We start from the raw sequence: 14,762 nt of genomic DNA on the forward strand, positions 1-14,762 counted from the left end.
GCTATAATTGATTAGCAAATAATTTATGATCCTGTTTTTAATCATTTAATTTCCTTGACTAATAAAACGAACGTATGTTCTAATGTGTATATAAAACGTATCTTTTTTTAGAAAAGGGGATTTATCATGGCTATGCAATTTGGCGTAAATCCAAGGTTTGACTATACTAAAGAACCCTCACGAGATATTCTCTGTATCGACTGTAAGTCATTTTATGGTGCGAAACGTTCCTAACTGAAAAGGTTAGGCACACAAGATTTTCTTGTGTAGAACTAATGATTTGAGGAGTGAAATGACGGTGTAACGACCTGAAGCGCTCCCTCTGATACTCCGATTGGCAATACCTTAAGTTAGAATAGGAATTGTCAAAAGCTCGGTAAAGTCGGCTGAGAGTTACCGCAGTTGCATTATGCAATCGAAAGCTGTTCAGCGGTGAATGGTGTAACCTATAGGCCGGGAGTCCAGAAATTACTCATGGTGAGAATGTGCAGCTGCACTGACGAACTCGCGAATGTACGAATCTATAAGCTTGGGGTACAGAAATGTATCTTACCCGCACAAATATTACTGTGACAAAGGGTGTAGCTTGCGGTTAAGTAAGAATCGTAGATATGAACAACCGTGCAATGTAGTAGGCATTGGAAAGTTACAGGTTCAGAGTGAGCGCCTAAAAGTAAATGCAGGGATAAAATCATTGGAACGTTGAAAGCTAGTGTCGTGGAGGACTAACTTCCTTTGAAACGGTTGAGACGAAGAATAATAAGCTCATTTACACTAGTGAGAGTAGTGGCACAGTACCTATGAAGCAGTGATAATAAGCTGTGGAGGGATAGCCACAAGTCAATTTGCTTTACTAACAGTTATGATACAATCCATAGAATCGAGTATGACAAAATAAACGCCGACGTCCGAAAGGAGGCGGTGCTATGGAAAACGTATCAGCATCACATTCAATTCGCCATATGGAATATTATGGTCTTATTGATAGCTTTGATTCTCTTTACAAAGAGAGTAGCGAGAACAAAATTTTCAGTAACCTTATGGAAATTGTCACTTCTCCTAATAACATTCTATTGGCATTTCGGAATGTTAAAGGAAATTCTGGTAGTACTTCCCCAGGCGTCGACAAAAAGAATATTGATGATTTAAAAGCAATACCGAATATCGAGTTTATAAAAACTGTTCAAACAAAATTTTCAGAATATAAACCGCAACCAGTTAAACGAGTAGATATTCCTAAGCCAAATGGGAAAACTAGACCACTAGGTATACCAACAATATGGGATAGAATCATACAACAGTGTCTACTACAAGTTTTAGAACCGATCATGGAAGCAAAGTTTCATGATAAGAACTATGGTTTCCGACCTAACCGGTCGGCACATCATGCATTCGCTCAAGCAGTACGAATGGCGCAACTTTCAAAACTAACTTTTGTAGTAGACATAGACATAGAAGGATTCTTTGATAACGTAAACCATTCAAAACTTATTAAACAGTTTTGGACATTAGGGGTACGTGATAAATGGCTTCTAGGTGTTATCCGAGCAATGCTTAAAGCACCTATTATTCATAGGGATGGACGCATTGAACATCCAAAGAAAGGAACCCCGCAAGGCGGTGTTCTCTCTCCACTTCTTGCCAATGTTGTTTTGAATGAACTGGACTGGTGGATATCTTCTCAATGGGAAACACACCCGACTAGGAAAAACTACGATTGTTATCATCAAACAAGAAAGCAATGGATTAAGAGCAACAAATATCGAGCACTGCGTGCTTCGAAACTAAAAGAGATTTATATTGTTAGATACGCAGATGACTTCAAAATCTTCTGTAGAAAACGAAGTGACGCAGACAAAATCTTTCTAGCCACTAAATTATGGTTAAAAGACCGACTGAAACTTGATATAAGTGCTGAAAAATCAAAGGTAGTGAATCTAAAGAAACAGAAATCTGATTTTCTCGGATTCACAATGAAACTGGTACGCAAAAGAAAAAGCTTTGTGATTGAAACGCACATGTGCGCCAAAGCCATGAGTGCAGCATCTAATAAGTTAGCAAAACAAATTAAGGTGATTCAACATTCACCTACCCAAGTTGAACTTCAAAAACAGTTAAGTATTTATAACTCAATGGTAGTAGGTATCCATCAATATTATAAAAAGGCAACCCACATCAGTGTGGACTGCCCAAGAATAAATCAACGCCTAATGATTATCATCAAAAATCGACTAGATATTAAGAGAAAGGGTCCTCCACCGAGTGATTTTATTAAAAAAAATTACGCTCGGTCAAAGCAGTTGAGGTGGCTTAATGGTGTTCCTATGCTTCCTTTTGGATTCATAAAACATAGCCACACCTCCCTGCCCAAGATAGGAACCTGTAAATACACGCCCGAAGGTCGTGTGCTGATACACAGGTATCTTACTTTCCCAATCGATATTATCAACCAACTCATGAACATGTCTAATCCTAATGAAAGCATTGAGTTTAGAGACAATCGTGTATCCAAGTACTCTTCCCAAGTCGGCCGTTGCCGAGTAACGAAAGAAGTCTTAGAGCTAGCAGACATATACTGCCACCGTATTGTCCCTAAAAATCTAGGTGGGAAAGACAATTATCAAAATCTGGTCATTGTCCACCGGAACATTCACTCACTTATTCATGAAGAGGATAAAACAAGAGCATCACTTCTCATACAAAACATGAGAGTTACAAGTGCTCAACTTGAGATAATCAACCAGTTTCGCAAAAAAGCTAAGAATCGTGAATTGTCGCTGAATCTATAACTGTATGATACTGTTAGTAAACTTTGATGGAACGCCGTATGCGGTGAAAGTCGCACGTACGGTGTGGAGCGGGGGAAAATCTGGAGATTGCATCAAAGGATTACCTATCGCTATCATCCGTAGAATGCGTAGAAAGAGGACTAAATCCTTTAAAGACAAAGTTAGTGGTCATGTCCTATCCTTCAGACGATCCTTCTCAGCGAGGAAGTGGGTTGATTCTGGCATCGAGTCCGGCCGCAAAAAAAGCCTATGGAATTTCTAATGTCAGTCGATCACGAGATCTTCCTTTTCCGTATCCGGAAGACCTCGTGATTGCACCACCGAGGATGGCACTATATATGAGAAAGAACATGGAGATCAACAATATTTACAAGAAGTATGCTGACGAACAAAATCATTCCGTATACAGCATCGATGAGAGCTTCGTCGACGTCACAGACTCATTAAAGCTGTTCAGTGCAAAGGACGCAAGAGAGCTAGCCAGAATGATTCAAACAGACGTTTATCGACAAACTGGAATTTTCACGACGATCGGAATAGGTGACAATCCGCCCTTGGCCAAGTTCGCACTAGACCTCGAAAGTAAAAAAAATCCAGATATGAAAGCAGAATGGCGTTATGAAGACGTTCAGCAAAAGCTTTGGTCTGTAGAAAACATTACAGACGTTTGGGGGATAGGACGTCGGACAGCAATCAGACTGAACCGAATGGGCATATTTACTATGCATGACCTGGCACACGCAAATTACTATCAGCTGAAGCAAAATTTTGGTGTCTTAGGTACTCAACTATATGCACACAGCTGGGGCATCGATCGATCGTTTTTAGGTCAGAAATACAAAGTAAAATCTAAGTCGATAGGGAACAGTCAGGTCTTAAATCGGGACTATACACGTCGAAAAGAAATAGAAATTGTAATCAAAGAAATGGCCGACCAAGTAGCAACTAGGTTACGCCGTACAGGAGCGAAAGCTGAGGTAATTTCTTTATGGATCGGCTTTTCAATGGGTTATGTCGATCGATCAGGAAGTCGAGGGTTTCACCAGCAAATGAAGGTACCAGCAACCAATAGAAGCAAACAAATAGCAAACTACTTATTGCAGATATTTGATCGTCATTACAAATACCAGGACATTCGAAATGTGGCAGTAAACTGTTCAAAGCTCGTTTATTCTAATGCTTTGCAGCTTGATCTCTTTGAAGATCCGGACGAGCAAGTAAAAGACTTAAAAATCGATTATGTGGTAGATACGATACGCAAAAAATACGGGTTTAAGTCGATCGTTCATGCAAATAGCATAATGGAAGGTGGACGTGCGATCGCTCGCAGCAGCCTTGTCGGAGGGCATGCAGGTGGTATGTCTGGACTTGAAGGTGCTGAAGGTCATGGTAAAACGTACTAAGAAAACTTTTACGGACTATAATCAATACAAAGATCGACCATTCGGATTGAAGTGGGCAACGGCTTACGCCATGGATGGTGTGACACGTTTCCTTACAAGTGCTTTAGCACGAAATAGGAATGCTATCTAAAATAAGATAGCAATAACTGATTATTTGACAGTTGGAATGAAAGCCGTCATGTTGGCTGAAACAGCTGGTCTGATACTCCTGCATGCGATTAAACAATGCAGAGTTTAATCGTGTGATAGCCAGGTGAAGTCGGCAGAACAATACCTAAGTCAATTCATATTGATATGGTTGCGGATATGCCGGGACGCTATAAACTATCTATGGTGAGAATGTTTCAATAGAAACTGACGAACTTGCGAATGTACGGGTCTAGATAGCGACGTTATTGAAAGATAATCGGGTTGCAATATGCAACGAACATTACCGAAAAGTAAAAGTCGTCCATATGAAATTCGGGATAAGGAACAAAGACCTTATAAATGTTCAGGCTTATAGTAAGCACCTAAGGATAGATGCAAAGCTAAAATAATCGGAACGTGGAAAGCGAGAAACACTTAATAATGACTGCAATCGGAGTGTTGGATATAAGATATTAAAATCGAAATTCCTTAATTCTCGTGAGAGTAGGGACACAGTACCAATGAAGCGTCTAATCAACGTGGAGGGATAGTCCCAAAACTTGTTCTTTGAAAAGTGAATACAGTCAAATGAAACTCATCAGGTCGAGTAAGATGATGGGACTAATAATCAATTAGGAGTAACAATCCATCAATGAGTACAGAATTGCGATACAACGAGTATTACAATATGCAAGAAAGCTTTGACTGGTTATATGAAAGAAGTTTAAATCAGTGTACTAAAGGAATTAACCTGTATGAAATAATTACTTCCAAGCAAAATATTCTTTTGGCATATAGGATAATAAAATCTAACACTGGATCAAAAACAGCTGGAACAGATAACCTAACAATCAAAGATTTCAAGATAAAATCTCAAGATAATTTCATTGAAGAAATACAAAAAACTTTAGAAAACTACGTTCCACAACCAGTTAGACGGATATTAATCCCAAAACCAAACGGAGAAAAACGTCCTCTAGGCATTCCTACTATGCGAGATAGACTAATTCAGCAAATGTTTAAACAAGTCTTAGAACCTATATGTGAGGCGCGATTCTTCAAGCATTCCTATGGATTTCGGCCAAACCGTTCTGCAGAACATCGTATGCCGCTGATCATCCAGAAAGATCACATTGAGAAATGGATCACTGAGCTAGATTTTGCACGAAACTATCTTACAGCTGGCATGCCAGAATTATGTCGCACTGAAGTAACAAAATAAAAAAAGAGCGAATCTTTCATAGATTCGCTCTTTTTTCATTGCTATGTTTAATTTTATCTAGTATCACTTCAAATGTTTCAAAGGTATCTATATCTAACTGACACAATCAAAGCAGATACTTCTTTTCTTTGTAACTCCAGTCAACAGCGGGGTAGGAGGAGATCAGATTTTTGTATCTAGCTTTTTGCTCATTTGAAGCTAGTTGCCAACGCTTCTTTTGAGTTTACTCTTGATTCAGCCGTTTTAAGGAGACAAAAACTTTGATTTTTTTATAGAAATAAGTTGTTGACAAATTGCGTTTACACATGTAAAGTGATCTTATAATAAACTGTTTACGAGTGTAAACGAGGAGGATGAAAGATGGTTGCTACAGTCTTACCGCCCCACGTAACAGATGCTGAATGGGAAGTCATGCGCGTGGTATGGGCAAATAAAAAAGTCACCAGTAAAGAAGTTATCGCTATTTTGGAAGACAAAATGAATTGGAAACAGGCTACAATCAAAACGCTATTAGGCCGATTGGTAGAGAAAGGTGCATTGTCTACTGAGCAAGAAGGGAAGAAGTATATCTATTCCGCAAAAATTGAGGAAAATGAGACCATAAAAGATTACACAAATGATGTTTTTAGTCGGATTTGCAATAAAGAGGTAGGTTATGTAATTGAAGGTTTAATTGAAGATCACATCTTGAGTTTCGATGATATACGGCGCTTGGAAAAAGCTTTGGAAATGAAAAAAAAATCTGCTGTAGAAGAAGTTAGTTGCCACTGTGCGCCAGGGCAATGTGAATGCAATATGAAACACCATGGAATGAAGATGAGAGGAATGGAATAAAAGATGGAAAATAAAACATTTACCATAGAAGGCATGACTTGTGCTTCTTGCGCCCAAACAGTAGAAAAAGCGACCCAGAAGTTATCAGGCGTAAAAATCGCTAATGTGAATTTTGCAACGGAAAAAATGAGCATTCAGTTTGATGAGGCGTCACTTTCGGAGGCTGACATTCAAAAAGCCGTTTCAGATGCAGGATATGCTGCAATACCTAATACCGTAAGGAAGACTTTTAATCTTGAAGGTATGACTTGTGCTTCTTGTGCACAAACCATTGAAAAAGCTACTCATAAACTTACCGGAGTAAATACGTCATCGGTAAACTTAGCCACGGAAAAAATGGTGGTAGAGTATGATCCAAGTAGGTTAAATATTTCCGATATCACTCAGGCCGTATCCGATTCGGGATATGAGGCACATGAAGAGAGAGCAACTGCGGACACGGTGGACTTAGACCAAGAAAAGAAACAGAATGAAATCAAGAGCCTCTGGAAGAGATTTTTGATTTCGGCCATCTTTACAGCCCCATTACTTTATATCGCAATGGGTCATTTGGTAAATGCGCCCCTACCTGCTTTTATCGATCCGATGATGAATCCGGAAAATTTTGCTATCATTCAACTCTTGCTGACGCTTCCGGTTGTCGTGGTCAATAAAAAAATTTACCAGACTGGATTCAAAGCGTTGTTTAAGGGACATCCCAACATGGACTCATTAATCGCTTTGGGAACAAGTGCCGCTTTCCTTTACGGTGTATTTGCAACGGTCATGATTTTCTTGGGAGAGGCATCTTATGCCAACGAATTGTATTACGAAACAGCGGCTGTTATTCTAGCCCTAATTGTTCTAGGGAAGTATTTAGAAACCCTGACTAAAGGGAAGACATCTGAAGCCATTAAGAAACTGATGGGATTGGCTCCAAAAACAGCACTGGTAGTACGAAACGGAAAGGAAATAGAGATTTCGATTGATGAAGTGGCAGTGGGTGACATCGTTGTTGTGCGCCCAGGTGGAAAAATGCCTGTGGACGGTATGGTAACAGAGGGGTTGACGTCGGTAGACGAATCCATGTTAACTGGTGAAAGTATCCCCGTAGAAAAATCGGTAGGGGACGCGATTATTGGAGCAAGTATCAACAAAAACGGTACGATTCATTATCGAGCCACAAAAGTTGGGAAAGATACCGCACTATCTCAGATTATTAAACTAGTAGAAGACGCGCAAGGATCTAAAGCTCCGATTGCTAAGATGGCAGATATTATTTCCGGTTACTTCGTACCAATCGTTATTGCGATTGCAATCCTTTCTGCGCTTGCGTGGTACTTTGCTGGACAAACAGGGGTATTCGCGTTGACCATAGCCATTTCGGTACTGGTGATTGCGTGCCCATGTGCACTCGGGTTAGCTACCCCTACAGCAATCATGATTGGAACAGGGAAAGGTGCCGAACATGGCGTATTGATTAAGAGTGGGACAGCATTGGAAACAACTCATAAACTGAAGACCATTGTTTTTGACAAGACAGGAACCATTACAGAAGGAAAGCCTAAGGTAACAGATATTATTACTGCAAAAGGGATCTCTCAAGAGGAACTCTTGATGTTGGCGGCTTCCGGTGAGAAAGGTTCTGAACACCCACTAGGGGAAGCAATAGTTAAGGATGCAGAAGAAAAAGGATTGTCTCTGAAGAAAACTGAAGCTTTTGAGGCGATTCCGGGTCATGGAATCGAGGTAAAAATCGACGGAGCTACCCTTTCGTTGGGTAACCGAAAACTGATGGATGAGCGAAATGTCCAACTAGGCAAGTTGGCGAAGGTATCCGATGAATTGGCTAGTCAAGGTAAAACGCCAATGTACATTTCCAGAGGTAGTGAAATTCTCGGAATCATTGCGGTCGCCGATACGGTAAAAGAGAGCAGCCTACGAGCCATTGAAAAGTTGCATAAGATAGGCATTGAAGTAGCCATGATTACTGGTGACAACAAACGAACGGCAGAAGCAATTGCAAAACAGGTGGGAATCGACCGTGTATTGAGCGAAGTTTTGCCGGAAGATAAAGCTAACGAAGTGAAAAAGTTGCAGGATGAAGGCAAAAAAGTAGGTATGGTAGGCGATGGAATTAATGATGCTCCTGCACTTGCGCAAGCCGATGTAGGAATTGCCATTGGATCTGGTACGGATGTAGCGATGGAATCAGCAGATATTGTCCTAATGCGTAGTGACCTCATGGATGTCCCTACGGCTGTGGAATTGAGTAAATCTACCATCCGAAACATTAAGGAAAACCTGTTTTGGGCATTTGCGTACAATATTTTAGGTATTCCCTTCGCGATGGGTGTAGTTTATGCCTTTGGCGGTCCATTGCTTAGCCCGGTTATTGCAGCAGGGGCAATGACTTTTAGTTCTACTTCTGTTTTATTAAATGCATTACGCTTAAGACGATTCAAACCAGCAGTTGTTTAGAAAACACGTAGCTTATTTGGGATTTAAACTTCTTCCTATTCTATATAATAGGAGAAGATAAAAAAAAAAGGGGAATAAAATAATGAAAAAAGAAGTCTTATTAGATGGCGTAAAATGTGCAGGTTGTGCGAACACGGTACAAGAAAGATTTTCAGCTATTGAAGGGGTTGAATCTGTAGAGGTTGATTTTGCGACTAAAAAAGCAGTACTTGAAAGTCAAACAGAGATTGATACCGAAACGCTCAATGCTGCTTTAGCAGAAACTAACTATTCAGTATTAAGTGCATAAAGTACAAATACCATTTATTCATAGATAGTAGATAGAGATAAAGTATAGAACCCTTTTCATGAGAATTATATGCAGTGTTAGATGAGAAAGTTCTAAAACTTTAAAATTATTCTCTAAAATAATAAGGAGGAATTAAAAATGAGTAATAACAAAAAACATTCGTCACATAGTCATCATAATCACGGCGACATGGATCACAGCAAGATGGACCATAGTCAGATGGATCACAGCAAGATGGACCATAGTCAGATGGATCACAGCAAGATGAATCACAGTGAAATGGATCATGGCGCAATGGGAGGGCATGCCCACCACCATCACGGTAGCTTTAAGGAGATTTTCTTGAAGTCACTCCCATTAGGAATTGCAATCTTACTCATTACTCCTATGATGGATATTCAGTTGCCTTTCCAAATTATTTTTCCTTATGCAGACGTTGTAGCGGCTGTATTGGCAACAATTCTATACATTTATGGCGGAAAACCATTCTACATGGGTGCGAAAGATGAGTTTAATTCAAAAGCTCCAGGCATGATGTCCTTGATTACTTTGGGAATAACGGTTTCTTATGCCTATAGTGTTTACGCAGTGGCCGCTCGATATGTGACCGGAGAACATGTCATGGACTTCTTCTTTGAGTTTACAACGTTAATTTTAATCATGTTATTAGGACACTGGATTGAAATGAAGGCATTGGGTGAAGCAGGGGACGCGCAAAAAGCATTGGCTGAGTTGGTGCCGAAAGATGCTCATGTTGTTTTAGAAGACGATTCGATTGAGACTCGTCCTGTGTCTGAACTTCAGATTGGAGATGTTATCCGTGTTCAAGCAGGAGAAAATGTTCCAGCTGATGGTATCATTATTCGCGGAGAATCACGTGTAAACGAAGCGCTTGTGACTGGGGAATCGAAACCAATTGAAAAAAATCCCGGAGATGAGGTCATCGGTGGATCAACCAATGGTGGCGGAGTCCTCTATGTGGAAATAAAGCAGACGGGCGATAAGTCCTTCATTTCTCAGGTTCAGGCATTAATCAGTCAAGCTCAAGGCCAATCTTCTCGAGCAGAAAATCTTGCACAAAAAGTTGCAGGATGGCTCTTTTATATTGCGGTTATTGTAGCGCTTATTGCCCTTGTCATATGGATGGTTATAGCTGATGTACCAACGGCAGTTATTTTTACAGTCACCACATTAGTTATTGCTTGTCCGCATGCCCTGGGTCTGGCTATTCCATTGGTGACTGCTCGTAGTACCAGCTTAGGGGCCAGTCGGGGATTATTAGTGAAAGACCGGGACGCTTTGGAGTTGACTACAAAAGCAGATGTTATAGTTTTAGATAAAACGGGAACTTTAACAACTGGTGAGTTTAAAGTATTAGATGTTGAACTCTTTAATGATAAATATACGAAAGATGAAATCGTTGCCTTATTGTCAGGTATCGAAGGTGGATCTAGTCACCCTATCGCTCAGTCAATTATTAGTTACGCAGAACAGCAAGGGATACGTCCAGTAAGTTTTGATTCGATTGATGTTATTTCTGGCGCTGGTGTAGAAGGTCAAGCTAACGGACATCGTTATCAATTAATCAGTCAAAAATCATATGGACGTAATCTGGATATGGATATTCCAAAAGGAGCAACCCTCAGTGTCTTAGTAGAAAACGACCAAGCAATCGGTGCTGTAGCTTTAGGGGATGAATTAAAACCGACAAGTAAAGACTTAATACAAGCCCTTAAAAAGAACAAGATTCAGCCGATTATGGCAACGGGTGACAATGAAAAAGCGGCTCAAGGAGCTGCAGAAATTTTAGGTATTGATTATCTAGCTAATCAATCTCCTCAAGACAAATATGAATTAATTGAAAAACTTAAAGCAGAAGGAAAGAAAGTTATCATGGTCGGTGACGGGGTCAACGATGCACCTTCTCTTGCATTAGCAGACGTTGGTATAGCTGTTGGTGCCGGAACTCAAGTAGCATTGGATTCAGCCGATGTCATCTTGACACAGTCAGACCCTGGCGACATTGAATCCTTTATCGAGTTGGCTCAGAAGACCACACGTAAGATGAAAGAAAATCTTGTTTGGGGAGCAGGGTATAACTTTATCGCGATCCCAATAGCTGCAGGAATACTAGCACCAATTGGCATAACATTAACTCCAGCAGTCGGTGCCGTCTTGATGTCACTTTCGACTGTAATTGTTGCCATCAATGCTATGACATTGAAATTAGAGCCAAAATAAACAGTTATTTGGCACATGAAATAATTGAATGACCTTATCGTGTAAAAATACAATAGTTTCACAGGAGATGAAATAATTTAAAAAATCATCTCTTCCTTTTTTAGTTTATAAGGAGGAAAAATTATGAGGCTGGTCCTTTTAGGGTTACCTGGTGCTGGGAAAGGCACCCAAGCTAAAAGAATCGCAGAGGAGTACCACCTGACGGCTATTTCAACTGGTGAAATGTTACGAGAAGCAACCAAGGAGAAAGATACATTCGGAGTCAGAGTGCAAGAATATATGAATAAAGGAGAGCTAGTTCCAGATGAGTGGATAATCTCATTGGTTAAGAGTCGCTTACAAGCAAAAGATGTTGAAAATGGCTTTGTTCTAGATGGTTACCCACGTACCCTTCAGCAATAAGCCAGGTATTGCTTTGTTGCAAGCTTTGAATTATATGTTTTCTGGTATAATGGCTGGCTATTTTTTAAATGTTATTTGGCTGGATGCTTTTTTCTTTTACCATTCATTATTGACGAGATCCACTTTTTCATTGAAAAGAACATTCTGCTGAAGCGGTACATTGTGTGAATTTTTCTGTTGATTGTTTCGAATTTTTATATTGCATATATGGTTACTTTTTTTCAGTTCTATTCTTTTTTGCTGTGGGGTATCGAAGGCATCTTCGAATTGCGGAATTTAGTCGAATGCTGCTAAAACTTACTGTTTATGCACTATTAGCGTTATTAATGACGGCTGCACTTATTCTCCCCACATTGTTCTACTTGACGTAAGGGATTCGAAACACTGTTCAAACGATAGAATCAACTTTTTTTACTAAATTCTTAGCAAAGATTTTTAACGGAGTTTATTTTAATCGAACCTTTGTTAATACAACAAAATCAGTTTATCCGCATATATATAGTGACATACAATCACTTGTAGTGGTACCGACTTTCTTTCTCTCAAAGCAGATTACTCGTCGAGAATGTTTAATCTATGGCATGCGTTTCTTTTTAGTTTCCTATGTATCTATTTAATGGCACGGGCTCTAGACTTAGGTTTATGGGAAATGAAGAAAATACTAATCAGCTGAATTTTTTTGGTCAGTGATTCTAGGTTATTTGCTAGTAGTGTAGGAAATAAATTTTGCTTTATGGTTTTGGAATCAATTATTAATATTGCTACTTGCGGTCATTACGAGGATATTCCTTAGGAAAATCACAGTCTGAATCTTCCCTAGAAACTATAGAATGACAAGGGGGAGATGAGCAAATTCCTAATTGATTAAATAGGGTGCGTTACTAGTTAGCTCCATAGTAAGATTTTTTCAAAATTTTCTTGAGGTTGGATCAAAAAGGGCTCTTTTCAATTAGATTAAAGACACTCATAAAAAATAGGGAAACGAACTTATAATCGCGTTCGTTTCCCTATTTAATTTATTATGACCATAAAACAATTTGAATTTAGAAAGCACCTTCTTTCTTTGATAAAAAGTACTACTCGTAATCTGTCAGGACTGATAAGACTTTTTATATTAGCTAAATAAAGATTGGATATATTGATTAGCATTCTTAAATTCAACTGTATCGATCAGTGTGCCTTGTACAATCAATCTCGTTACAGCTTCCAAATCCCCGCATGTAACAAGAGTGATCATTTCTTTATTAGGAATATCATCAATGACTTCTACTTTTGATGGATCCACTTTTTCTTTCAAAGACACTTGGTAAATATAAATATTCTTTAAGTCTGTTACATATATTTTTTCTTTTAGAGAAATAAACTCTAATGGAGAAAATAATATAGTTTTATCTTTAGCACTATGGCTTGCTAAAGCATAATTTCGTTCTCCCATCTGCTGATTTGATTTCATTGTACCAGCCCCAGAAAGTAGTGAAATATTGTCTAAGCCTTTGTATATGGGTAAAGATAATTTTACATCGGGTATAGCGATACCACCTATTATAGGTAAATCACTATTTTTAAATTGTGCTTTTAATACTAACTCATTTGAAATAGATTCAACAGAATCAAAGTCAAAGTTTCCTTTCCTTTTCAGATTGTCTTCCAAATCTTTCTTTGAATAATTTGCTATGTCATATTGTTGAACTTGTTTATTCAGTAAGTAAGATCGAATTTGAAAATTAAATATTAAAACTAAGCCTATAAGAAAAATGGTAATTAAAAGTAAATTTAAAAAAATACGCTTGATTCTTTTTATCATTTTTAGATTCCTAGAAATGGAGCAGGATCTACGAATCCAGACCAATTTGAGCTAGTCGCTATTCCAAAATGTAAATGAACTCCAGTTGAATTTCCTGTAGTCCCCATGGTGCCAATGGTCTGGCCAGCACTCACTGATTGGCCCAGTGTAGCAATAAAATTACTTAGGTGAAGGTAATATGAGTAGTAGCCATCTCCGTGATCAATAATAATGTAATTACCTGCGGATCCATCAAAGGATGCCTGCACTACAGTTCCTGATCTAGATGCCATGATAGGCGTTGACGAAGTTCCACCCATATCTATACCATCGTGAAAAGATCCAGAGAATCCAGTAGGATCAGATCTTCCGCCAAATGGACTTGTGACAATAATGTTGGCTACGGGTGCGCCCCAACCAGAAGAACTAGGGCTTTGAACCTGATTATTATTGGAAGAATTATTGTTGTCTTGGTACTCATCTTGATTAACTGAGTTAGATTCTTTATCCGAAGTTTCATTTGTGATCTGTTTTTCTTCCTGCGTATCAGTATTTCCTTGATCTGTTCCTATGTCTTCGTTACCATCTATTTGTGATACTTCGTTTTTCTGATCTTTTATAATAGATGCAGATTCTTCCTCTTGAGCTTTTAAAATAGCCGCAGCTTCTGCTTCTTTTTTCTTTTCCTCTGCTAGGGCTTTAAGTTCCTCTTCCCTTCTTTTTTCTGCTTCTTGTTTTTGATTTTCAAATTTTTCTTTCTCGGATTGCTCTGTCGCCAAAGAAGCGGATATCTCATTAATTTTTATACTTTGATTCAATTTAGCTTCTATAAGATTTTTTTCTTTCTCTTCGAGAGAGCGAGTTTCCTTTTCCGCATCTATAACTTTTTTCTCAGCTTCTTTTTTTAATTCATCTAAACTTTCTTTATCATCTATCTGAGCCTGCATAATCTCATTACTAGCAGAAATAAGCTTAGTCATACCAAAGGCTGCTGTGACTGCATCTGATAATGATTCAGCGTTTACCATGACAGATATTATAGAGTCACTTTTTTGATTTACTTGTGCATTCCGAGCTTGTTCTTCGATAAGTTTATTTCTAAGGTGTATTTTTTTCTCAAGAGTAGTAATTTTTTGATTAATTTCGGTAAGTTTTTTCTCAGATGTGTTTTTTTCCTTTAGCACTTTTTGATATTCATTTTCTATCTGAG

10 protein-coding genes and 2 pseudogenes are annotated in these 14,762 nt (G+C 38.8%); 9 read left to right on the plus strand and 3 right to left on the minus strand.

Annotation, left to right across the window (positions count from 1 at the left end; genetic code table 11):
- Positions 1-926: 926 nt before the first annotated feature.
- From ltrA to A5870_RS17075, 4 genes and pseudogenes are all read left to right on the plus strand, one after another.
- A complete protein-coding gene (ltrA, locus tag A5870_RS17065; protein ID WP_002337637.1) occupies positions 927-2,789 on the plus strand; it encodes a group II intron reverse transcriptase/maturase in 1,863 nt (620 codons plus the stop codon).
- A gap of 113 nt (positions 2,790-2,902) precedes the next feature.
- Positions 2,903-4,192: pseudogene (locus A5870_RS17070) on the plus strand (Y-family DNA polymerase); the annotation flags it as partial.
- Positions 4,176-4,322 (plus strand): hypothetical protein, encoded by a 147-nt coding sequence (locus A5870_RS17450; protein WP_170924120.1) that lies wholly within the window; start codon positions 4,176-4,178, stop codon positions 4,320-4,322. The pseudogene A5870_RS17070 and the gene A5870_RS17450, both read left to right, overlap by 17 nt.
- A 651-nt stretch (positions 4,323-4,973) precedes the next feature.
- The gene (locus A5870_RS17075) at positions 4,974-5,543 is read left to right on the plus strand and encodes a reverse transcriptase domain-containing protein (protein ID WP_176277857.1); all 570 of its coding nucleotides are present in this window, start codon (positions 4,974-4,976) and stop codon (positions 5,541-5,543) included.
- A gap of 16 nt (positions 5,544-5,559) precedes the next feature.
- On the opposite strand, the pseudogene A5870_RS17750 reads toward A5870_RS17075, so the two are convergent.
- Positions 5,560-5,760, minus strand: a pseudogene (locus A5870_RS17750) (hypothetical protein); the annotation flags it as partial.
- 143 nt (positions 5,761-5,903) lie between these two features.
- Between A5870_RS17750 and A5870_RS17085 the strand changes: the two are divergent.
- The 5 genes from A5870_RS17085 to A5870_RS17105 all read left to right on the plus strand — a co-directional run bounded on the left by A5870_RS17085 (position 5,904) and on the right by A5870_RS17105 (position 11,769).
- Positions 5,904-6,377, plus strand: a complete 474-nt coding sequence (locus A5870_RS17085) for a CopY/TcrY family copper transport repressor (protein ID WP_029486057.1) — start codon at positions 5,904-5,906, stop codon at positions 6,375-6,377.
- A 3-nt stretch (positions 6,378-6,380) separates the two neighbouring features.
- Complete coding sequence (locus tag A5870_RS17090) at positions 6,381-8,837, plus strand: heavy metal translocating P-type ATPase (protein WP_086294039.1); 2,457 nt, start codon at positions 6,381-6,383, stop codon at positions 8,835-8,837.
- Positions 8,838-8,919: 82 nt separating this feature from the next.
- The gene (gene tcrZ / locus A5870_RS17095; protein WP_005237621.1) at positions 8,920-9,126 is read left to right on the plus strand and encodes a copper chaperone TcrZ; all 207 of its coding nucleotides are present in this window, start codon (positions 8,920-8,922) and stop codon (positions 9,124-9,126) included.
- A 138-nt stretch (positions 9,127-9,264) separates the two neighbouring features.
- A complete protein-coding gene (gene tcrB, locus A5870_RS17100) occupies positions 9,265-11,367 on the plus strand; it encodes a copper-translocating P-type ATPase TcrB (RefSeq protein WP_086294040.1) in 2,103 nt (700 codons plus the stop codon).
- Between the two features lie 123 nt (positions 11,368-11,490).
- Positions 11,491-11,769: an adenylate kinase family protein gene (locus A5870_RS17105; RefSeq protein ID WP_086294041.1), complete on the plus strand. Its 279-nt coding sequence runs from the start codon at positions 11,491-11,493 to the stop codon at positions 11,767-11,769.
- Positions 11,770-12,883: 1,114 nt separating this feature from the next.
- Here the strand turns inward: A5870_RS17105 and A5870_RS17110 are convergent.
- Positions 12,884-13,573, minus strand: a complete 690-nt coding sequence (locus tag A5870_RS17110) for a class A sortase (RefSeq protein WP_002337548.1) — start codon at positions 13,571-13,573, stop codon at positions 12,884-12,886.
- Between the two features lie 2 nt (positions 13,574-13,575).
- The coding region (locus tag A5870_RS17115; protein ID WP_086294042.1) for a peptidoglycan DD-metalloendopeptidase family protein at positions 13,576-14,762 on the minus strand (1,187 nt) is incomplete at its 5' end.

Source organism: Enterococcus sp. 2G9_DIV0600 (assembly GCF_002140615.1).
Taxonomy (GTDB): domain Bacteria; phylum Bacillota; class Bacilli; order Lactobacillales; family Enterococcaceae; genus Enterococcus_D; species Enterococcus_D innesii.

Bases quoted from the DNA above. Each gene is read 5' to 3' on its own strand.
- ltrA (WP_002337637.1), top strand. From the start codon at position 927: ATGGAAAACGTATCAGCATCACATTCAATTCGCCATATGGAATATTAT.
- A5870_RS17110 (WP_002337548.1), bottom strand. From the start codon at position 13,573: ATGATAAAAAGAATCAAGCGTATTTTTTTAAATTTACTTTTAATTACC.
- tcrB (WP_086294040.1), top strand. From the start codon at position 9,265: ATGAGTAATAACAAAAAACATTCGTCACATAGTCATCATAATCACGGC.
- tcrZ (WP_005237621.1), top strand. From the start codon at position 8,920: ATGAAAAAAGAAGTCTTATTAGATGGCGTAAAATGTGCAGGTTGTGCG.
- A5870_RS17450 (WP_170924120.1), top strand. From the start codon at position 4,176: ATGGTAAAACGTACTAAGAAAACTTTTACGGACTATAATCAATACAAA.
- A5870_RS17085 (WP_029486057.1), top strand. From the start codon at position 5,904: ATGGTTGCTACAGTCTTACCGCCCCACGTAACAGATGCTGAATGGGAA.
- A5870_RS17090 (WP_086294039.1), top strand. From the start codon at position 6,381: ATGGAAAATAAAACATTTACCATAGAAGGCATGACTTGTGCTTCTTGC.
- A5870_RS17105 (WP_086294041.1), top strand. From the start codon at position 11,491: ATGAGGCTGGTCCTTTTAGGGTTACCTGGTGCTGGGAAAGGCACCCAA.
- A5870_RS17075 (WP_176277857.1), top strand. From the start codon at position 4,974: ATGAGTACAGAATTGCGATACAACGAGTATTACAATATGCAAGAAAGC.